Origin of the sequence: Streptantibioticus parmotrematis (assembly GCF_019890615.1) — a bacterium.
GTDB lineage: Bacteria > Actinomycetota > Actinomycetes > Streptomycetales > Streptomycetaceae > Streptantibioticus_D > Streptantibioticus_D parmotrematis.
Map to the genome: position 1 here is coordinate 186,576 of NZ_JAINVZ010000009.1, position 20,682 is coordinate 207,257.

Annotated in this window: 15 protein-coding genes; 10 read left to right on the top strand and 5 right to left on the bottom strand. The window is 73.7% G+C overall.

The genetic code is table 11. The features are described from left to right. Positions 1 to 9: 9 nt before the first annotated feature. The gene (locus K7472_RS15715) at positions 10 to 3,036 is read right to left on the bottom strand and encodes a bifunctional [glutamine synthetase] adenylyltransferase/[glutamine synthetase]-adenylyl-L-tyrosine phosphorylase (RefSeq protein ID WP_222978382.1); all 3,027 of its coding nucleotides are present in this window, start codon (positions 3,034 to 3,036) and stop codon (positions 10 to 12) included. Positions 3,037 to 3,289: 253 nt separating this feature from the next. Beyond that, positions 3,290 to 4,651 carry a gamma-glutamylpolyamine synthetase GlnA2 gene (gene glnA2, locus K7472_RS15720; protein WP_222978387.1) on the bottom strand — a complete coding sequence of 454 codons (1,362 nt, stop codon included), beginning with the start codon at positions 4,649 to 4,651 and terminating at the stop codon, positions 3,290 to 3,292. Between the two features lie 251 nt (positions 4,652 to 4,902). Between glnA2 and K7472_RS15725 the strand changes: the two genes are divergently transcribed. From K7472_RS15725 to K7472_RS15735, 3 genes are all read left to right on the top strand, one after another. Continuing rightward, positions 4,903 to 5,352, top strand: a complete 450-nt coding sequence (locus K7472_RS15725) for a hypothetical protein (protein ID WP_222978388.1) — start codon at positions 4,903 to 4,905, stop codon at positions 5,350 to 5,352. A gap of 77 nt (positions 5,353 to 5,429) precedes the next feature. Further along, positions 5,430 to 7,130, top strand: a complete 1,701-nt coding sequence (locus K7472_RS15730) for a multicopper oxidase family protein (RefSeq protein ID WP_222978389.1) — start codon at positions 5,430 to 5,432, stop codon at positions 7,128 to 7,130. 104 nt (positions 7,131 to 7,234) lie between these two features. Then, positions 7,235 to 8,986 carry an NAD+ synthase gene (locus K7472_RS15735; protein ID WP_222978390.1) on the top strand — a complete coding sequence of 584 codons (1,752 nt, stop codon included), beginning with the start codon at positions 7,235 to 7,237 and terminating at the stop codon, positions 8,984 to 8,986. Positions 8,987 to 9,083: 97 nt separating this feature from the next. Here K7472_RS15735 and K7472_RS15740 read toward each other — a convergent pair whose 3' ends face one another. Both K7472_RS15740 and K7472_RS15745 read right to left on the bottom strand, forming a co-directional pair. Next, positions 9,084 to 10,319 carry an MFS transporter gene (locus tag K7472_RS15740; protein WP_222978391.1) on the bottom strand — a complete coding sequence of 412 codons (1,236 nt, stop codon included), beginning with the start codon at positions 10,317 to 10,319 and terminating at the stop codon, positions 9,084 to 9,086. A 206-nt stretch (positions 10,320 to 10,525) separates the two neighbouring features. After that, positions 10,526 to 11,452, bottom strand: coding sequence for an endonuclease/exonuclease/phosphatase family protein (locus tag K7472_RS15745; RefSeq protein ID WP_372457975.1), 927 nt, complete (start codon positions 11,450 to 11,452; stop codon positions 10,526 to 10,528). Between the two features lie 479 nt (positions 11,453 to 11,931). Here K7472_RS15745 and panB point away from each other — a divergent pair, with 479 nt between their 5' ends. From panB to K7472_RS15770, 6 genes are all read left to right on the top strand, one after another. After that, the gene (panB, locus tag K7472_RS15750) at positions 11,932 to 12,798 is read left to right on the top strand and encodes a 3-methyl-2-oxobutanoate hydroxymethyltransferase (RefSeq protein ID WP_222978393.1); all 867 of its coding nucleotides are present in this window, start codon (positions 11,932 to 11,934) and stop codon (positions 12,796 to 12,798) included. Positions 12,799 to 12,924: 126 nt separating this feature from the next. Next, positions 12,925 to 13,074 (top strand): hypothetical protein, encoded by a 150-nt coding sequence (locus tag K7472_RS32660; protein ID WP_252395649.1) that lies wholly within the window; start codon positions 12,925 to 12,927, stop codon positions 13,072 to 13,074. Between the two features lie 58 nt (positions 13,075 to 13,132). Then, on the top strand, positions 13,133 to 13,666 hold the full coding sequence (locus K7472_RS15755) for a sigma-70 family RNA polymerase sigma factor (protein ID WP_308013932.1): 534 nt from the start codon (positions 13,133 to 13,135) through the stop codon (positions 13,664 to 13,666). Beyond that, positions 13,663 to 14,349, top strand: a complete 687-nt coding sequence (locus K7472_RS15760; protein WP_308013933.1) for an anti-sigma factor family protein — start codon at positions 13,663 to 13,665, stop codon at positions 14,347 to 14,349. The genes K7472_RS15755 and K7472_RS15760 overlap by 4 nt, the downstream gene beginning before the upstream one ends. A gap of 121 nt (positions 14,350 to 14,470) precedes the next feature. Beyond that, complete coding sequence (locus tag K7472_RS15765; protein WP_222978395.1) at positions 14,471 to 15,523, top strand: ATP-binding cassette domain-containing protein; 1,053 nt, start codon at positions 14,471 to 14,473, stop codon at positions 15,521 to 15,523. Then, positions 15,520 to 16,347 carry an ABC transporter permease gene (locus K7472_RS15770; protein WP_222978396.1) on the top strand — a complete coding sequence of 276 codons (828 nt, stop codon included), beginning with the start codon at positions 15,520 to 15,522 and terminating at the stop codon, positions 16,345 to 16,347. The genes K7472_RS15765 and K7472_RS15770 overlap by 4 nt, the downstream gene beginning before the upstream one ends. A 23-nt stretch (positions 16,348 to 16,370) precedes the next feature. Here the strand turns inward: K7472_RS15770 and K7472_RS15775 are convergent, their stop codons facing one another. Then, a complete protein-coding gene (locus tag K7472_RS15775) occupies positions 16,371 to 19,781 on the bottom strand; it encodes an AfsR/SARP family transcriptional regulator (RefSeq protein ID WP_222978397.1) in 3,411 nt (1,136 codons plus the stop codon). Positions 19,782 to 19,865: 84 nt separating this feature from the next. Between K7472_RS15775 and K7472_RS15780 the strand changes: the two genes are divergently transcribed. Then, positions 19,866 to 20,672 (top strand): site-2 protease family protein, encoded by an 807-nt coding sequence (locus tag K7472_RS15780; protein WP_222978398.1) that lies wholly within the window; start codon positions 19,866 to 19,868, stop codon positions 20,670 to 20,672. Positions 20,673 to 20,682 lie beyond the last annotated feature (10 nt).

Genomic DNA, 20,682 nt, shown 5'->3' on the forward strand with positions numbered 1-20,682 from the left:
CGTCGCCCCCTACGCCTCGTACTCGTAGAACAGCCGCTCCACGACCGCGCGTGCCCTGCGGGTGGTGCGGCGGTAGTCGTCCAGCATCTCCCCGACCCGGCCCGGGCCGTAGCCGAGGTGACGGCCGACGGCGGCCAGTTCGCGCCCGTCGCCGGGGAAGGTGTCGCCGGGGCGACCGCGCACCAGCATCACCGCGTTGCGCACCCGGGTGGCCAGCACCCACGCCTCGTCCAGCGTCGCCGCGTCCTCGGCGTCGACCAGGCCCGCCTCGTGCGCGGCGGCCAGCGCCTGGCGGGTACGGGTGGTGCGCAGGCCGGTGATCTCGCGGCCGTGCCGCATCTGGAGCAGCTGCACCGTCCACTCGACGTCGGACAGCCCGCCGCGGCCCAGCTTGGTGTGGGTGGTCGGGTCGGCGCCGCGCGGCAGCCGTTCCGCCTCCATGCGGGCCTTCAGACGGCGGATCTCACGCACCGCCTCGTCGGTGAGGCCGTCCGCCGGGTAGCGCAGCGGGTCGACCAGCTCCAGGAAGCGCGCCGCCAGCTCCTCGTCGCCCGCGGCGGGCTCGGCACGCAGCAGCGCCTGGCTCTCCCACCCCAGCGACCAGCGCCGGTAGTACGCGGCGTAGGAGGCGAGGGAACGCACCAGGGGGCCGCTCTTGCCCTCGGGGCGCAGGTCGGCGTCGATGATCAGCGGCGGGTCGGCGGTCGGGATCTGCAACAGCCTGCGCAGTTCGTTGACGACCTTCAGCGCGACCCGGGAGGCGTCGGGCTCGGCCACGCCGTCGAGCGGTTCGTGGACGAAGAGCACGTCGGCGTCGGAGCCGTAGCCCAGCTCGTGACCGCCGAAGCGGCCCATGCCGATGACCGCGATCCGGGTGGGCAGCGGATCGCCCCCGCCGACCGCGTGGACGGCCGCCTGGAGGGCTCCGGCGACGGTGGCGGTGGTCAGGTCGGACACCGCCGTCCCGACCGCGTCCACGGCCGCTCCGGGGTCCTGCTCGGGGTGGAACGCGCCGGTGAGGTCGGCTGCGGCGGTACGGAACAGCTCCCTGCGCCGCACCCCGCGCACCGCGGTCACCGCGGCCTCGGCGTCACCGGCGCGGCTGACGGCGGCGCGGACCTCCTGGCACAGCGCGGTCAGGCCGCGCGGGCGCAGGCCCTCGGGGTCGCCGAGCAGCGCGACCGCCTCGGGGGCGCGCAGCAGCAGGTCGGGGGCGAGCCGCCCGGCGGACAGCACCCGGGCCAGGTTCTCCGCGGCGGCGCCCTCGTCGCGCAGCAGCCGCAGGTACCAGGGGGTGCGGCCGAGAGCGTCGGAGACCTTGCGGAAGCCCAGCAGCCCCGCGTCGGGGTCGGCGGAGTCGGCGAACCAGCCGAGCATCACCGGCAGCAACGTGCGCTGGATGGCGGCCTTGCGGCTGACGCCGGACGCCAGCGCCTCCAGGTGGCGCAGCGCGGCGGCCGGGTCCTGGTAGCCGAGGGCCTCCAGGCGCTGGCGGGCGGCGTCGGGGCTCAGCCGTACCGCGCCGGGCTCCAGCTGGGCGAAGGCGTCCAGCAGCGGGCGGTAGAACAGCTTCTCGTGCAGCCGCCGCACCTCCCTCGCGTGCCGACGCCATTCCCGGCCCAGCCGCTCGACGGGGTCCACGCCGCGGCCCCAGCCGCAGACCCGGGCCAGCGACCGGCCGAGCCGCCGCAGGTCGGCCTCGTCCTCGGGCACGAGGTGGGTGCGGCGCAGCCGGTACAGCTGGATGCGGTGCTCCATCGAGCGCAGGAAGCGGTAGGCGGCGTCCAGCGAGGCGGCGTCGGCCCGTCCCACGTAGCCGCCCTCGGCGAGCTGCCGCAGCGCGGTCAGCGTGGTGCCGCTGCGCAGTGAGGCGTCGGTGCGGCCGTGCACCAGCTGGAGCAATTGCACCGCGAACTCCACGTCGCGCAGACCACCGGGGCCCAGCTTCAGTTCCCGGTCCACGTGCGCGGCGGGAATGTTGTCCACGACCCGGCGGCGCATCTCCTGCACGTCCGTGACGAAGTGCTCGCGGTCGGCGGCCTGCCAGACCATCGGGGTGACCGCGTCCAGGTAGGCGGCGCCGAGTTCGTCGTCGCCCGCGACCGGGCGTGCCTTGAGCAGCGCCTGGAACTCCCAGGTCTTGGCCCAGCGCCGGTAGTAGGCGAGGTGGCTGGTCAGGGTGCGCACCAGCGGGCCGTTCTTGCCCTCGGGGCGCAGGTTGGCGTCGACGTCCCAGATCCGGCCCTCGGCGGTGGTCTCCGAGCAGACCCGCATCATGCGGGCGGCCAGCCGGGTGGCGGCCTGGAGCGCGGCGGGCTCCTCCACGCCGTCGGGGGTCTCGGCCACGAAGATGACGTCCACGTCGGAGACGTAGTTCAGCTCGTGGCCGCCGGCCTTGCCCATGGCGATGACGGCGAGGCGGCAGGCGGCGGCGTCCGCGGGGGCCTCCTCCGTCGCGATGGCGAGCGCGGCGCGCAGGGTGGCGGTGGCGAGGTCGGCCAGCTCGCCCGCGGTCTCGGCCAGTCCGCTGGTGCCGCACACGTCACGGGCGGCGATCGCCAGCAGGCAGCGGCGGTAGGCGGCGCGCAGCGCGTTCTGCGCGGTGGCGCCCGTCTGCCGCGTCACGGCGGCCATGCCGTCGCGCAGCGCGAGTTCGAAGTCCGTGACGCCCGGGTGCAGGTCGGTGGACTCGTAGGTGACCAGGGAGTGCCAGTCGCGCGGGTGCCGGGCGAGGTGGTCGCCGAGGGCCTCCGAGGCTCCCAGCACGCCCAGCAGCCGGTCGCGCAGCGGCTTGGCGGTGATCAGGGTGTCCAGCAGGGTGTGCCGCTCGGCGTCGTCCAGCGCCTCCGCGAGCCGGACCAGGCCGAGCAGGGCGAGGTCGGGGTCCGCGGTGGCGCCGAGCGCCTCCAGCAGGACGAGGTCGTTGCGCACGCCCGTCAGTTGCGGGCTGTCCAGCAGCCGTTCGGCCGCGGCCGGATCGGTGAACCCGTGCCGCAGCAGCCTGCTGAACGTGCTGCTGCGCCGCCCTTCGAGCATGGGCCCGCCCTCCTCGTGGTCCCGGCCGCGGGGGCGATCCCCCGCGGCCGGCCTCCGCTGCCTGCCGTACCCGTGATCGCCTGCGGCGAGCCTAACCGGGACGGGCGTGCGCCGGTATGCCGCGCGCGGCGCGCACCGGCCGGGCACGCCCCCCCCCCCCGCGGGCCGGTCCCGCGTCAGGATCCGGTCAGGGGTCGGAGGACAGGATTCAGCCACGGGTCACAGGACAGGATCCGGTCACGGCCAGCACGGGTCAGAGGATGGGCAGCATCTTCGTCAGCTCGAACTTGGTGACCTCGGAGCGGTACTCCTCCCACTCCTGCTTCTTGTTGCGCAGGAAGAAGTCGAAGACGTGCTCCCCGAGGGTCTCGGCGACCAGTTCGCTGCGCTCCATCAGGGTGATCGCCTCGCCGAGGTTCTGCGGCAGCGGCTCGATGCCCAGGGCGCGGCGTTCCGCGTCGGACAGCGCCCACACGTCGTCGTCGGCGCCGGGCGGCAGCTCGTAGCCCTCCTCGATGCCCTTCAGGCCCGCGGAGAGCAGGACGGCGTAGGTCAGGTACGGGTTGGCGCCGGAGTCGATGGAGCGGACCTCGACCCGGGTGGAGACGGTCTTGCCCGGCTTGTACATCGGCACCCGGATGAGGGCGGAGCGGTTGTTGTGGCCCCAGCAGATGTACGACGGCGCCTCGCCGCCCGCGCCCGCGGTGCGCTGGGAGCCGCCCCAGATGCGCTTGTAGGAGTTGACCCACTGGTTGGTGACCGCGGAGATCTCGCCCGCGTGGTGCAGCAGTCCGGCGATGAACGACCGCCCGACCTTGGAGAGTTGGTACTCCGCGCCGGACTCGTGGAACGCGTTGCGGTCGCCCTCGAACAGCGACAGGTGGGTGTGCATGCCGGAGCCGGGGAACTCGGAGAACGGCTTGGGCATGAAGGTGGCCTGGACGCCCTGCTCCAGCGCGACCTGCTTCATCACCAGACGGAACGTCATGACGTTGTCCGCGGTGGACAGCGCGTCCGCGTAGCGCAGGTCGATCTCCTGCTGGCCGGGGGCGCCCTCGTGGTGGGAGAACTCCACCGAGATGCCCATCGACTCCAGCATGGTGATGGCCTGTCGGCGGAAGTCCTGGCCGACGTGCTGCGGGGTGTGGTCGAAGTAGCCGGAGGAGTCCGCCGGGGTGGGCCGGGTGCCGTCCACCGGCTTGTCCTTGAGCAGGAAGAACTCGATCTCGGGGTGGGTGTAGAAGGTGAACCCGAGGTCGGAGGCGCGCGAGAGGGTGCGCTTGAGCACGTAGCGCGGGTCGGCGTAGGAGGGCGAGCCGTCCGGCATCAGGATGTCGCAGAACATCCGGGCGGTGCCGGGGGACTCGGCGCGCCACGGGAGGATCTGGAAGGTGCCGGGGTCCGGCTTGGCCAGCATGTCGGACTCGTAGACCCGGGCGAACCCCTCGATGGCCGAGCCGTCGAAGCCGATGCCCTCGTCGAACGCCTGCTCAAGCTCGGCGGGGGCCACGGCGACGGACTTGAGGAAGCCCAGCACATCGGTGAACCACAGCCGTACGAAGCGGATGTCCCGCTCCTCCAGGGTCCGGAGGACGAATTCCTGCTGCTTGTCCATGGTCCTCATATCCTCGCAGGTCAGACGGCTTGATCAGCGGTCACGGGGCACCGTAGGGCAACGGTGGAGGGCACAGCCAGTATCACTGTCGCGGGTTTCCTGTGCGTAACGCTGCGCGCGCTCTCCGCCATTGTGGAACACGAGCGCGGATTCGCGCCCACGGGGCCGGAGGGGGTGTCAGTGGGCCCGGGTAGGGTTTCCCTCGGTGGTCCCGGTTGGGGTGGGTTGCGATACCGGAGGGGGGTGTCACGATGGTCCGCCGTCTGCTGCTGGTCGCCGCGCTGGTGCTCGGGGTCGCGGCGATGCACTCGTTCGGGCACCCGATGGCGCCGACGGGGACGATGACGGCCACGAGGTCGATGACGGCCACGACGCCGATGACCTCGATGAGCCCGATGACCCCGATGACGTCCACGGCGGTGACGGCGCACGCGTCCTCCGTGACGGGTCATCAGGACGTGGGCCGGACCGCCGATGCCGCGCACGGCTCGCGTTCCCTGCCCGCGATGGACCCGATGGACGTCTGCCTCGCCGTGCTCGGCTCCTGGGCGGTCGCCCTGCTCCTGCTGCTGGGGGTCGCGGTGCTGCGGCGTCCCGGCGTCCTGGCGGCGGCTCGGGCACTGCGGCTCGGGCGGGTCCGGTGGCCGCAGCCGCCCCCGTTGTCCACCGCTCTCGTACGGCAGTCGGTTTTGCGCATATAGGCCGCGGTTCCCTCACCGCCGCCATCACACGTGCGTCACGCGCACGTGCCCACCGACACCACGAGGGTGCCTCCACCATGCGCGAACACCGACGACGCGCCGTACTCGGCGCGGCTCTCGGGCTGGCCGCCGCCGGTCCGCTCACCGCCTGCTCGGCCTCCGGCCCCCGCTCCGGTTCCGGCTCGCCCGCGGCGGCCGGATACGTCTCCCCTGACGGCCCCGAGGTCGCCGCGGCCGAACGCCGCCGCCACGGCGGCGCGGTCCACCGGGTCCGGCTGACGGCGACCGCGTCCACCGCCGACCTGGGCGGGCCGTCCGTCCGCACCTGGACGTACGGCGGCCAGCTGCCGGGGCAGGAGATCCGGACGACCGCGGGCGGCACGCTGGAAGCCGTCCTCGCCAACCACCTCCCGCAGCCCACCACCGTGCACTGGCACGGGCTGGCCCTGCGCGACGACATGGACGGCGTGCCCGACCTCACCCAGCGCGCGGTGCCGCCGGGCGCCGGGTTCACGTACCGCTTCGCCGTGCCGGAGCCCGGCACGTACTGGCTGCACCCGCACGTCGGCGTGCAGGCGGACCGCGGCCTGTACGCGCCGCTCGTCGTGGAGGACCCGCGGGAGCCGCTGGCCTACGACCACGAATGGGTGGTCGTGCTGGACGACTGGCTGGACGGGGTGGACGGCTCGACCCCGGACGCGGTGCTGGCCGAACTGTCCCGGGGCATGGGCGGCATGGGCGGCATGGGCGGCATGGGCGGGTCCGCCGACCCGAGCGCGTCGAGCGGCGACGGCGGCGGGATGCCGGGCATGGACGGCATGGCAGGCATGGACATGGCCGCGCCCGCCGCCTCCGGCAAGCCCATGGCATCCACATCCGGCAAGCCCATGCCCTCCGACTCCGGCATGCCCATGCCGAGCGCCTCCGCCGCTCCCTCCCCCTCCGGCCCCGACCGCATGCTCATGAGTGCCCGAAGCGCTCTGCTGGGCGGCGACGCCGGGGACGTGGCGTACCCGTACTACCTGGTCAACGGGCGGGTCGCGACGGCGCCGACGTCGTTCACGGCGCGACCGGGCGACCGGATCCGGCTGCGGATCGTCAACGCGGGCGGCGACACGGCGTTCCGCGTGGCGCTGGGCGGTCACCGGATGACGGTCACCCACACCGACGGGCGTCCGGTGGCGCACGAGACGGTGGACGCGCTGCTGCTCGGCATGGGCGAGCGCTACGACGTGCTGGTCACCGCGGGCGACGGGGTGTTCCCGCTGGTCGCGCTCGCCGAGGGGAAGGGCGCGAGCGGGCTGGCCGTGCTGCGCACCGGTTCCGGCGCCGCCCCGGACGCGCGCACCCGCCCCGCCGAGCTGGACGGGCGGCTGCTCACGGCGGACCGGCTGCGCGCCGCCGCCTCCGTCGCGCTGCCCGCCCGCGCCCCGGACGTCACCGTGCCGCTGAAGCTCACCGGTGGCATGGCCTCGTACGACTGGGGCATCGACGGGAAGGCGTACGATCCGGCACGGCGGGTGGCGGTCACGGCGGGGCAGCGGGTCCGGCTGACGTTCCGCAACGCCACGGACATGTGGCACCCGATGCACCTGCACGGCCACAGCTTCGCGCTGCCGGACGGCGGCCCGCGCAAGGACACCGTGATCGTGCTGCCCGGGCGCACGGTGTCGGTGGACTTCGACGCGGACAACCCGGGGTTGTGGATGCTGCACTGCCACAACGTCTACCACGCGCAGAGCGGCATGATGACGGTCCTCGGCTACCGGCAGCGGTGACGCGGGGCGCCCGGCGATGACCACAGGCCCCCGGGGGACGACCCGGACTGTTTCCGGCCGTCCCCCGGGGGACATCGCGTCGATCGGACGATTACGCTGGGCCCGTGCCTCAACTTCGACTCGCCCTCAGTCAGATCGACTCATGCGTCGGTGACATCGCCGGAAACTTCGAATCGATCGTGCGCTGGACCCGGCACGCGGCCGACCAGGGCGCGCATTTCGTGGCGTTCCCCGAGATGGCGCTGACCGGTTACCCGGTGGAGGACCTGGCGCTGCGCTCCTCGTTCGTCGAGGCGTCGCGCTCGGCGCTCACCTCGCTGGCCTCCCGGCTCGCCGCCGAGGGCCTGGGCGAGGTGCCGGTGCTCGTCGGCTACCTCGACCGCAGCGAGAAGGCCGAGCCGCGCTACGGCCAGCCCGCCGGCGCTCCGCAGAACGCGGCGGCGGTGCTGCACGGCGGCGAGGTCGTGCTGCGCTTCGCCAAGCACCACCTGCCGAACTACGGGGTCTTCGACGAGTTCCGCTACTTCGTGCCGGGCGACACGCTGCCGGTGGTGCGGGTGCGCGGTGTCGACATCGCGCTCGCCATCTGCGAGGACCTGTGGCAGGACGGCGGCCGGGTGCCGGCCACCCGCAGCGCGGGCGCCGGGCTGCTGGTGTCGGTGAACGCGTCGCCGTACGAGATGTCCAAGGACGACACGCGTCTCGATCTGGTGCGCAAGCGGGCCCAGGAGGCGGGCTGCACGCTGGCGTACCTGGCGATGATCGGCGGCCAGGACGACCTGGTCTTCGACGGCGACTCCATCGTGGTCTCGGCCGGGGGCGAGGTGATCGCGCGCGCGCCGCAGTTCGAGGAGGGGTGCGTGCTGGTCGACCTGGACCTGCCCGCGGCCGGTGAGGTGCCGTCAGGCACGGTGGACGACGGCCTGGTCATCGAGCACCGGACGGTCTCCGCCGAGCCGCTGCCCGCGTACGAGCCGCAGGTGCCGGGCGAGCTGGCGCCGCGCCTGGACGACGACGAGGAGGTCTACACGGCGCTGGTCGTGGGCCTGCGCGCGTACCTCGCGAAGAACGGCTTCCACAGCGTGCTGCTGGGGCTGTCCGGCGGCATCGACTCGGCGCTGGTCGCGGCGATCGCCTGCGACGCGATCGGGCCGCGCAACGTGTACGCGGTCTCGATGCCGTCGCGCTACTCCTCCGACCACTCGCGCGGCGACGCGGCCGAGATGGCGCGGCGTACCGGGCTGAACTACCGCACGGTGGAGATCGGCCCGATGTTCGACGCGTACATGTCGTCGCTTCAGCTGACCGGTCTCGCCGAGGAGAACCTCCAGGCCCGGCTGCGCGGCACGACGCTGATGGGCATCTCCAACCAGGAAGGCCACCTGGTCCTCGCCACCGGCAACAAGTCCGAGCTGGCGTGCGGCTATTCGACGCTCTACGGCGACGCGGTGGGCGGCTTCGCGCCCATCAAGGACGTGCTGAAGACCAAGGTCTGGGACCTGTCCCGGTGGCGCAACGAGGCGGCCCGCAAGCGCGGCCAGGTGCCGCCGATCCCGGAGAACTCCATCTCCAAGCCGCCCAGCGCGGAGCTGCGCCCCGGCCAGGTGGACACCGACTCGCTGCCGGACTACGCGATCCTGGACGAGATCCTGGACCTGTACGTCGAGCAGGACCAGGGCCGCGCGGCGATCGTGGCGGCCGGGTTCGACGAGGCGCTGGTCACCCGCATCCTGCGGCTGGTCGACACGGCCGAGTACAAGCGGCGCCAGTACCCGCCGGGCACGAAGATCACCGCGAAGGGCTTCGGCAAGGACCGCCGCCTGCCGATCACCAACCGCTGGCGCGAGGGCTTCTAGCCCGCCCGGCCCGCTACGGCCGCCCCCGCTACGGCCGCCCGCCGCGGCCGTTCGGCGCGGCCGTTCGGCGCGGCCGTTCGGCGCGACGGCCGGAGGCTCAGCAGGGGGACGCGGACGACTCGCGTACCGCGTCCTCCCGCGCCTCCTCCCGCGACGAGGCGATCACCCGCGTGCCCGTCGCCTCGTCCCCCGCGCCGAGCCGTCCGCCCAGCACGGCGACCGCGAGTCCGACGGCCGCCAGCCCGGCGCCCGCCCACGCGGGCGAGGTCCAGCCGAGGCCGGCCGCGATCGTGGCGCCGCCGACCCAGGCGCCGCCCGCGTTGGCGAGGTTGAAGGCGGCCTGGTTGGACGCGGAGGCGAGCGTCGGCGCGTGCCGGGCGTGCCGCATCACGATCATCTGGAGCGGCGTGGTGGTCGCGAAGCCGACGAGCCCCAGCAGCACGACCGCCACCAGCGCGGTCGCCGTGTGCCGCATCGCGTACGGGAAGAGCGCCAGGACGACCGCGAGGGCGCCCAGGGCGCCGTAGAGCGTGGGGCGCGGGGCGCGGTCGGTGAGCGGCCCGGCGATCAGCGCGCCCAGCGTCATGCCGACGCCGAACAGCGCGAGCACCACGGTCACCATCGCGGCGGAGACACCGGTGACCCGGGTCAGCATCGAGGCCAGGTAGCTGTAGACCGCGAAGACGCCGGCGAAGCCCAGGACGGTGGTCAGCAGGCCGAGGACCACCCGGCGGTCGCCCAGCGCCCCGACCTCGGCGCGCAGGCCGCCCGAGTGCCGCCGTTCCGCGGGCAGTTCGGGCAGCAGGACGACGAGCGCGGCCATCGCGGCCAGCCCGATCACGGCGACGACGGCGAAGGTGGCGCGCCAGCCGAGGTGCTGGCCGAGCAGGGTGGCGACGGGGACGCCGACGACGTTGGCGACGGTCAGGCCGAGGAACATCCGGGCGACCGCGCGGGCGCCGCGTCCCTCGTCGACCAGGCGCGCGGCGACGACCGCGCCGACGCCGAAGAACGCGCCGTGCGGCAGCCCGGCCAGGAAGCGGGCGGCGAGCAGCGTGCCGTAGCCGGGCGCGAGGGCGGAGGCCAGGTTGCCGACCGTGAAGACCGCCATCAGCACCACCAGCATCCGGCGGCGCGGCAGCCGGGAGCCGACGGCGGTGAGCAGCGGCGCGCCGACGACGACGCCGAGCGCGTAGGCGGAGACCAGGTAACCGGCCGTGGGCACCGAGGTGTGGAGGTCCGCCGCCACGTTGGGCAGCAGGCCCATCATCACGAACTCGGTCGTGCCGATGCCGAAAGCGCTGATGGCCAGAGCGAGCAGGGCCAGGGGCATGGGGCGGGAGCCTTCCATCGTCTCGGGGGCGGTGCGGGAGGTGCGTCAACACGAGCTTGTTCCGTTACGGAACAAAGTCTGCCCCACGCAGTATTCCAGCGCGTAACCGAAAGGTGTCGAGCCCGCTACGAACGGCCTCCGCGACGCCTGGACGCCCCCTGTCCCGCTGTCCCGCTGTCCCGCTGTCCCGCTGTCCCGCTGTCCCGCTACGAGCCGAGCTTCAGCGTCGCCGCCACCGGCAGGTGGTCGCTGCCCGTCCTCGGCAGCACCCACGAGCGTGTCGGGGTCATGCCCTTGACCATGATCTGGTCGATCCGCGCCATCGGGAACGACGCCGGCCAGCTGAAGCCGAAGCCGTCGCCCGCCGCGCCCTGCGCCGAGCGCATCTGCGCGGTGATCGGGGACAGGCTGCGGTCGTTCATCGTGCCGTTGAGGTCGCCGAGCAGCAGGACGTCCTTGAGCGGCTCGGCGGCGATCGCGTCGCCGAGCGCCGCGGCGCTGGTGTCACGCTGGTCGGCGGTGAAGCCGCCCTGGAGGTGGACCCGCACCGACGGCATGTGGGCCACGTAGACCGCGATGTCGCCCTCGGGCGTGCTGGCCGTGGTGCGCAGCGCGCGGGTCCAGCCCAGCCGGATGTCGACCGGCCGGGTGCCGCTGAGCGGGTACTTGCTCCACAGCGCGACCGTGCCCTCGACCGCGCGGTACGGGTAGGCCGCCGCCATGCCCTGCTCGTAGACCGGCAGGGCCTTGGGCGACAGCTCCTCCAGGGCCACCATGCCCGCGCCGGAGGCGACGATGTCCTTGGCGGTGCCGGCCGGGTCGGGGTTGGCGGCGTCCACGTTGTGGGTGACGACGGTCAGGTCACCGCCCGGCACCGCCTTGTCGCTCAGCAGCCCGCCGAACAGGCTCCCCCACACCGCCACCGGCAGCACCAGCGCCGCCACCGCGGTCGCCGAGCGCCGCAGCAGGGCCCACAGCAGCAGGAGCGGCACGGCCACCATGCCCACCCAGGGCAGGAACGTCTCCAGCAGGGAGCCCAGGTTGCCGACGGTGTTGGGCACGTCGGCGTGGAAGAGCATCAGCGCCGCGACGGCCAGCGCCAGCGCCGCCGGGACCTTGCCGCGCCGCCACATCCCGCCGTCGCGCCACCGCGCCCGTTCCCGGCGCCCCCGGCCGTCCGGTCCGGGACCGTCCATGGTCTCGTCCGTCCTGTACGCCTGCGCCATGGGCCGACCTCACTCGTTCGTACTCGCTGCGCTCTCCGTGCTGCCTCACGCTCCCGTCCGCCGGACCGACCCTAGACGGTCGGCGCCCCGGCGGCCGGTGCGCGTTCCTCCCGTGGGACGAGGCGTCCGGAAGGACCAGTTCCCCGGTATCGGCCCTGATCAGCGCTTCGTGACAGGATGCGCATACGGCCGTCGCGGAGCCCGCACATCAGCCGGGCGGACGCACCTGATCGGGGACCGCGTCCAGGGCCGCCCGGGCCCTGGCGGGCCACCGCGAGATGGACGTTACGTCTCCGTGGACTTCCGGCGACCGCCGTGCCGTGCCAGCATGGAAGGCGATCCGGGGACGCCGTCAGGGCGCCTCGAGACACGAAGGAGCCGTTGCCATGACGCACGTCGAGCCTGCCCAGAAATCCTCCGACGGCAGCAAGGCGCTGTACGGCGGCACGAGCACTCGCCGTATCACCGTCCGCGACATAGCCGCCGCCAAGGAACGCGGCGAGAAGTGGCCCATGCTCACCGCCTACGACGCCATGACCGCCTCCGTCTTCGACGACGCGGGCATCCCGGTGCTGCTGGTCGGTGACTCGATGGGCAACTGTCACCTCGGCTACGACAGCACCGTCCCGGTGACCATGGACGAGATCGCCATCCTGTCGGCGGCCGTCGTACGGGGCACCAAGCGCGCGCTGATCGTCGCCGACCTGCCCTTCGGCTCGTACCAGGAGGGCGCCACCCAGGCGCTGCGCAACGCCACCCGGCTGATGAAGGACTCCGGGGTCGGCGCGATCAAGCTGGAGGGCGGCGAGCGCTCCGCCCACCAGATCGAGCTGCTGGTGCAGTCCGGCATCCCGGTCATGGCGCACGTCGGCCTGACCCCGCAGTCCGTCAACGCCTTCGGCGGCTACCCGGTGCAGGGGCGCGGCGAGGAGGCGGCCCAGCAGCTGCTGCGGGACGCCAAGGCGGTGCAGGACGCGGGCGCCTTCGCGGTCGTGCTGGAGGTCGTGCCGGCCGAGCTGGCCGCCGAGGTCACCACCGCCTTGCACATCCCCACCGTCGGCATCGGCGCGGGGCCCGAGTGCGACGCGCAGGTGCTGGTGTGGACCGACATGGCGGGCATGACCGGCGGCCGGGTGCCGCGGTTCGTCAAGCAGTACGCGCAGCTGCGCGAGGTGCTGGGCGGCGCGGCGCGGTCGTTCGCCGACGAGGTGGTCGGCGGCGTCTACCCGGCGGCGGAGCACAGCTTCCACTGATCTCGCGGTGACCTCATGGTGACCGGGCGCGGCGTCCGCTGGAGTCGGTGCCGCGCGCGTTGAGCAATACCCCGGCTCCTTCCGTATGACCAGGTGAAGGCCCCTGGACATACGGAAGGAGCCACCATGTCCCCCCACAGCAAGCGCTTCGCCGACCCTCCAGGGCCGGTCCGCCGTACCGATGTGCCGGCGGCCTCGCCGGAGGAGCCGCAGGCATCCCCCGGCGTCCCGAGTACCCCCAGCACCCCGAGCGGGTCCGGTGGCGACGGCTACTGAGACCGCGGGAGCCGAGGAGCGGGTGGGACGGGAGCCGGGCGTGCGCGAGGATGTGGGTGTGGACCGACGTCACCCTCCGGAGCAGGGGCCGGAGGAGGAGCTGATGCGGGCGCTGTACCGCGAGCACGCGGGCCCGTTGCTGGCCTACGTGATGCGGCTGGTCGCCGGTGACCGCCATCTGGCCGAGGACGTCGTGCAGGAGACGCTGCTGCGTGCCTGGCGCAGCGCCTCCCGGCTGGACCCGGCCGCCCGGTCGCTGCGTCCCTGGCTGGTGACGGTCGCCCGCCGGGTGGTGATCGACGGCCACCGCGGCCGGATGACCCGCCCGCCCGAGACCGGCCCGGCCGCGCTGGAGCAGCTGCCCGCCGAGGACGAACTCGACCGCGCCCTGCGGATGATGACCATCACCGACGCGTTGGACGACCTCACCGAGTCGCACCGTCAGGTACTGATAGAGACGTACTTCAAGGGCCGCAGCACCACCGAGGCGGCGGCCCGCCTGGGGGTGCCGCCCGGCACGGTGCGTTCACGCGTCTTCTACGCGCTGCGCAGCCTGCGGATCGCACTGGAGGAGAGAGGGGTGACCTCGTGACCGGTTTCGAACCGTTCGACCCGCACGTCGATGTCGGCGCCTATGTGCTGGGCGTGCTGGACGAGTCCGACATGGACCGGTTCGAACAGCACCTCGCGGTGTGCGGTACGTGTTCCGCCCGGCTGGAGGAGCTGAGTGGCCTGGTGCCGATCCTGGCCGAGATCGGCCAGGACGGTCCGCCCCGGCCTCCGGACGGCGCCCTGCTGGACCGGCTGCTCGCCGAGGTGGCCGGTGAGCGCCGCACGAAGCGGCGGTGGCGCAGGCTGATGGCGGTGGCCGCCGCGGCGCTGATCGTCGCGGGGCCCACCGCGGCCGTGGTGAGCATGGAGACGACCAGCAGCCCGCCCGCCGCCGGCCAGTCGTTCGCCCACAGCTACACCGCCACGGACGCCGGCACCGGGGTGTCCGCCACGATCGGGCTGACCGCACGCCAGTGGGGCACCCAGATCGACATGCGGCTGTCCGACGTCGGCGGCCCCCGCACCTGCCACCTGGTCGTCGTCGGCACCCACGGGCAGCAGGAGACGGTCGCGAACTGGACGGTGCCACCGGGCGGCTACGCGTCGGGCGGCAAGCCGCGGCCGATCAGCGTCTCCGGGGCCACCGCCATGTCCCCCTCCGACATCGCCCGTTTCGACGTGATCACCACGCAGGGCCAGAAGCTGGTCTCGGTGCCGGCCTGACCTGCGGCGCCGACGTGCCGGGGCCGCCTCGGCGGGGGTTCGTCGGGGCGCTGTCAGGGCCCGGGCGGCGCTGTCAGCGGGCTGTCGGCGGCCTGTCGGCGAGGTGGGTCACCGTAGAGGCATGACAAGCATCAAGCAGACCAGTGGCGGCGGCAACGCCGTGGAAGTACGGGGCCTGGTCAAGCACTACGGCCCGACGAAAGCCCTCGACGGAGTGGACCTGGACGTGCGCCAGGGCACGGTGCTCGGAGTGCTCGGGCCGAACGGCGCGGGCAAGACCACGCTCGTGCGGGTCCTGTCCACGCTGATCCGCCCGGATGCCGGAAGCGCCCGGGTCGCCGGGTACGACGTCCTCACCCAGCCGCGCCAGCTGCGCCGGGTGATCGGGCTCACCGGGCAGTACGCGTCCGTCGACGAGAAGCTCTCCGGACGCGAGAACCTCTACATGATCGGGCGGCTGCTCGACCTGTCCCGCAAGGACGCCAAGGGGCGCGCCGACGAGATGCTGGAGCGCTTCTCGCTCACCGACGCGGCCAAGCGGCCCGCCGGGCAGTACTCCGGTGGCATGCGCCGCCGCCTCGACCTGGCGGCGAGCATGATCGGCCGCCCCTCGGTGCTCTACCTGGACGAGCCGACCACCGGCCTGGACCCGCGCACCCGCAACGAGGTGTGGGAGGAGGTGCAGCGCATGGTCGCCGACGGCGCGACGGTGCTGCTCACCACCCAGTACATGGAGGAGGCCGAGCAGCTCGCCGACGAGCTGACCGTCTTCGACCGCGGCCGGGTGATCGCGGAGGGCCGGGTCGAGGAGCTGAAGGCGAAGGTCGGCGGCCGCACCCTGCAGATCCGCCCGGCGGCCCGGGGCGACCTGCGCGCGATGGCGGACACGCTGTCCCGCTCCGGCCTCGACGGGGTCGGCGGCGCCGTGGTCGACGAGGCCGAGGGCCTGGTCAACGTGGCGATCATCAGCGACGAGCAACTGACCGCGATCGTCGGCCTGCTGGGCGAGCGGTCGTTCCGCATCGCCGGTATCAGCACCCATCTGCCCAGCCTGGACGAGGTGTTCCTCGCCATCACCGGCCAGAAGGCCTCGGCCCCGGCCGACGACGACACCGCGTCCGGCACCCCGTCCGGTTCTGCGTCCGACGAGACCCTTGAGGAGGTGGCGGCATGAGTGCGGCCACGATCAGCGCGCCCCCGGCCGGACGTTCAGCGGAAGGCCGCATCGGCCTGCGGGCCAACCTGCGCCACATCGGCGCCCTGGTGCGGCGCAACGCGTTGCAGATCAAGCAGGACCCGGAGTCGATGTTCGACGCCCTGCTGATGCCCGTCATCTTCACCCTGCTGTTCGTGTACGTCTTCGGCGGCGCGATCTCCGGCAAGGGCAACCAGCACGAGTACGTCAACTACGTGGTCCCCGGCCTGATGGCGATGATGGGCATGAACATCGCCCAGGCGGTCGGCAGCGGCATCAACGACGACTTCAAGAAGGGGGTGATGGACCGGTTCAGGACCATGCCGATAGCGCGGTCCTCGGTCCTCATCGCCAAGATCGTCGTGGAGATCGGCCGCATGCTGCTGGCCACCTCGATCCTGCTGGGCATGGGCTTCGCGCTCGGCCTGACCATTCACACCTCGGTGCTGCACCTGCTGGCCGCCGTGCTGCTCGCGCTGGTCTTCGGCGCCTCGCTGATGTGGATCTTCATCCTGCTGGGTCTGACCATGAAGACGGCGCAGGCCGTCCAGGGGATCGGAATGCTGGTGCTGATGCCGCTGCAGTTCGGAAGCTCCATCTTCGCCCCGACCTCCACCATGCCGGGCTGGCTTGAGGCGTTCACCAAGGCCAACCCGCTGTCCAACCTCGCGGACGCCTCCCGTGCGCTGATCAACGGCGGCGCGGTGGCCCACTCGGTGTGGATCACGCTGGCCTGGACGGTGGGCATCACCGCGGTGACCGCGCCGCTGGCGGTGGCGAAGTTCCGCAACAAGTCCGCCTAGCGGATGGGGGGTTCGCGGGCCGGTCAGGCCCGGCCCACCACCGCGCGCAGCAGGGCGACGGCCTCCTGGGGGGAGAGTCCGTCGCCCTCGGCGCACGCCGCCTCGTACGCCTCGTCGCCCAGCACGTCGTGCAACCGCCGGGTGGTGGCGGCCAGCTCCTCACGGTCCACCAGCGGATCGACCATCGGCCGCATCGCGCGGGCCGCGCCCAGCAGCACCGCGCCGGCCCGCGCGGGATCGGGCACGTCCGCCCCGGCCCCCGCCGCGGGGGCGGCACCGGTGGGCGCGCCGGACCCGTCCGCCACGAGGCGGCCCAGCACCGAGGATCCCATCGCGGCGACCATGCCGGCCAGGCGCGGCAGGATGACCTCCGCGTAGTCGTGCGAGGTCACCGCCTCGACGCCCTCGCCCACCTGCTGAAGGCCCCGCGCCGGATCGCCCGCGACCGCGGTCAGCCAGCCCTTGAGGCACAGCAGCATGCCGCCCATCAGCTCCCTCACGGCGGGCCTGCCTTCACCGAGCATGTCGTCGACCAGCCGCATCGCGGCGTCGGTCTCGCCGCGCAGGCCCAGCAGTCCGGCGAGCGTCATCCGGCCGTGGTAGGCGGCGCCGTGGGCCCCCGGGCCCTGCCGCAGGCCCTCCGCGATGCCCTCGCGCAGCAGCCGCTCCCCCTCGGCCGGGTTGCCGCCGTTGACCAGCGCCTCGCCGAGCCGCACCGTCAGCTCGGGGACCTGCTGGTGCGCGCCGAGTTCGGTGGCCAGCGCGATCGCCTCCCGGCAGCAGCCCGCGGTGCGCTCCCAGTCGCCGCGGAAGGCCGTCGCCTCGGCCTCCGCGGACAGCGTCTCGGCCATGCCCCACCGGTCGCCCACCCGGGCGAACAGCTCCCGGCCCTCGCGCACGTCGTCCATCGCCCCGCGGTCGCCGGGCATCTCGTTGTCCATCCTGGCCCGCAGTTGCAGCGCGTACGCCAGCTCCCACACCCTGCCGTGCGCCCGGCAGCTTTCGACCAGGGCGTCCACCATGCCCTCCATCGCGTCGAAGTCGTGGGTGACGAACGCGGTGAACGGCACGGCCAGCGCCTGGCGGAGGCTGGCCTGCGGCAGGTGCGGGGGGTAGGCGTCGCGGATCGCCCGGCCGAGCGCCTCCAGGTCGCCGCCGAGCAGGTCGAGGTCCTCGTCCAGCACGCTGAGCGGCACCATCCGCACCCAGCGCCGTGCCTCGTCGAGCTGCGCGGGCGGCAGCGGCAGCGGCACCTCGATGGGGGTGCGGTCCAACGGCACGACGGGGGCGGGCGGTTCGGCGAACGGGTCGGGGCCGAGCGCGGCCACCGCGCGCGGCCACTCGCTCAGCTCGGTGCGGTAGTTGCGCATCGTCCAGAACCACAGGCAGGAGAGCACCAGGTGCAGCGCTTCCTGCTCGGCGCCGGAGTCCACCGCCCGGCGCAGCGCGGAGCGTACGTTGTCGTGGTCGCGCTCCAGCTTCTCCAGCCACTCCAACTGCTCGGGCCCGCGCAGCTTCGGGTCGGCGCGGCGGGCGAACTCCCGGAAGCAGTCGATGTGCCGGGCCTCGGCCGCCGCGCGTTCGCCGGACTCGGTGAGGCGTTCCGCCGCGTACTGCCCGATGGTCTCCAGCATCCGGTAGCGGGCGGTCCTCGCCCCGAAGTCCGCGATCACCAGCGACCTGTCGACCAGCGAGCCGAGCAGGCCCGCGATGTCACGCGCCTCGACGCCGTCGCCCGCGCACACCTCCTCGGCCGCGGTCAGCTCGCAGCCGCCGGAGAAGACCGACAGCCTGCGCAGCAGCGCCCGTTCGGCCGGATCGAGCAGTTCCCAGCTCCAGTCGACGACCGCGCGCAGCGTCTGCTGCCGGGGCAGGACGGTACGGCTGCCGCCGGTCAGCAGGCGGAAGCGGTCGTCCAGCCGTCCCGCTATCTGGCGTGGCGTCAGGCTGCGCAGCCGGGCCGCGGCCAGCTCGATGGCGAGCGGCAGGCCGTCCAGCCGCCGGCAGATCTCGGCGCACGCCTGAAGGTCCTCGGCCGGGTCGAACCCGGGCCGGGCGGCGGCTCCCCGGTCGGCCAGCAGCCGCAGCGCGGTCGGCTCCGGCAGCGGATCCACCGGCCGCGTCAACTCCCCCGGCACGCCCAGCGGTTCACGACTGGTCGCCAGCACGCTCAGGCCCGGGCACTCGGTCAGCAGCCGTTCGGTGAGCCCGGCGCAGGCGTCGATGACGTGCTCGCAGTTGTCCAGCACCAGCAGCAGCTCACGCCGCGCGCAGTACTCCGCCAGCACCCGCACCGGGTCCTGCCCACGGGCCTCCGCGAGCGTCTTGTCGGCCGAGCCGTGCAACGCGATCTCCCGCAGCCCCAGCGCGGTCAGCACCGCCTCGGGCACGGCGCGCGGGTCGGCGAGCGGGGCCAGCTCCACCAGCCACACCCCGTCCCGCCACTGCGGCCCGTAACGCCGTCCGGCCTCCAGCGACAACCGGGTCTTGCCGGAGCCGCCGGGCCCGAGGAGGGTGACCAGCCGGGCGGCGGCCAGGTCGTCGCGCACTCCCTCCAGATCGGCGTCCCGCCCGACGAAGCTGGTCAGCACCGCCTTCAGCGTCCCGCGCCCGGGTGGCGCTTCCCGCGCGGGTGGTGCGGGGGCGGCGGGGTGCGACGCGGCGGCGGGCGCGTCCGGCGCGGTGGGGGTGGCCCGGGCGGTGGGCGTCGCGGGCGCCGGTGCCAGCAACTCGGCGTGCAGCGCCCGCAGTTCGGGGCCCGGGTCGGCGCCCAGCCGGTCGGCGATGGCGGCGCGCACCCGCTCGTACGCCTGGAGCGCGTCGGCGCCGCGTCCGGCGTCCCGCAGCGCCCGGATGTGCAGCGTCTGCACCTGCTCGTTGAGCGGCTGCGCGGCGGCGAGCGCGGACAGCTCCGGCAGGACGCGCTCCGCGCCGCCGAGGCCGAGTTCCGCGGTGAGCCGCAGCCGTACCGCGTCCTCGTGCAGCGCCTCGTAGCGCGCGGCGTACGCGATCCGGCCGGGCAGGTCGGCGAGCGGCGCGCCGCCCCACAGCGCGAGCGCGTCGGTGAGCAGCCCGGCGGCCTTGGCCGGGTCGCCCTCGCCCAGCGCCCGCCCGCCGTCCGCCACCAGCCGCTCGAAACGGTGCAGGTCCACGTCCTCGGCGGTGGCGCACAGCCGGTAGCCGCCGTCCACGGAGTCCACCGCGGCGTGCCCGACCGCCCTGCGCAGCCGGGCCACTAGCGCCTGGAGCGCGCCGGCCGCCTCGGCGGGCGGGTCGCCGTCCCACACGTCGTCGATGAGGACCGGCGCGGGCAGCGCCCGGCCGGGCCGCAGCGCGAGCGCGGCGAGCAGGGCGCGCAGCCGCGCCCCGCCGAGGGGTACGGCGGTGCCGTCCGGCCGGTGGGCCCGCGTGGACCCCAGGATGCTGTAGCGCACGGCTCCATTCTGGTGGACGTCGCGGCGGGACACGGCCCGGCACCCGTCAGCGGCCCGTCGCGGGCCGGTGCTAACGTCCGGCGCATGACGACGACCGTTTCCGCACGTGGCCGGGACCGCCGCATCAGCCCCGTCTTCCTGGGCCTGGTCGCCATCATGCTGGTCTCCGGCTGGGCCGTCTGGCAGGGCCTGTCGAACAACCCGGGCTTCGCGGTCTTCCTCTTCGTCGTCTCCGGCTGGATCGTCTCGCTGTGCCTGCACGAGTACGCGCACGCCCGCACGGCGCTGCACGGCGGCGACATCTCGGTGGGCGCCAAGGGCTACCTGACGCTGAACCCGCTGAAGTACACCCACACCGCGCTGAGCATCGTGCTTCCGGTGGTCTTCGTCATCCTGGGCGGCATCGGCCTGCCCGGCGGCGCGGTCTTCATCGAGCGCGGCCGCATCACGGGCCGCTGGCGGCACAGCCTGATCTCAGCGGCGGGACCGCTGGTCAACGCGGTCTGCGCGCTCCTGCTGATGCTGCCGTTCGCGATCGGCGGACAGGCATGGGGCCCGGCGCCGTTCATGAGCGCGGTGGCCTTCCTCGCGGAGCTCCAGGTCACGGCGGCGATCCTGAACTTCCTGCCGGTGCCGGGCCTGGACGGCTACGGGGTGGTCGAGCCGTGGCTGTCGTACACGGTGCGCCGCCAGGTGGAGCCGTTCGCGCCGTTCGGGCTGATCGCGGTCTTCGGCTGCCTGTGGATCCCGGAGGTGAACACCTACTTCTGGGAGTTCATCGACGCCGTGATGCGCGCGTTCGGCGTGCAGGACTGGTACACCGCGACCGGCTACGAGACGTTCCGCCTCTGGAAGGACTGGGGCGCGGGCGGCGGCCAGGGCACCGGCTGACGCGCGATCC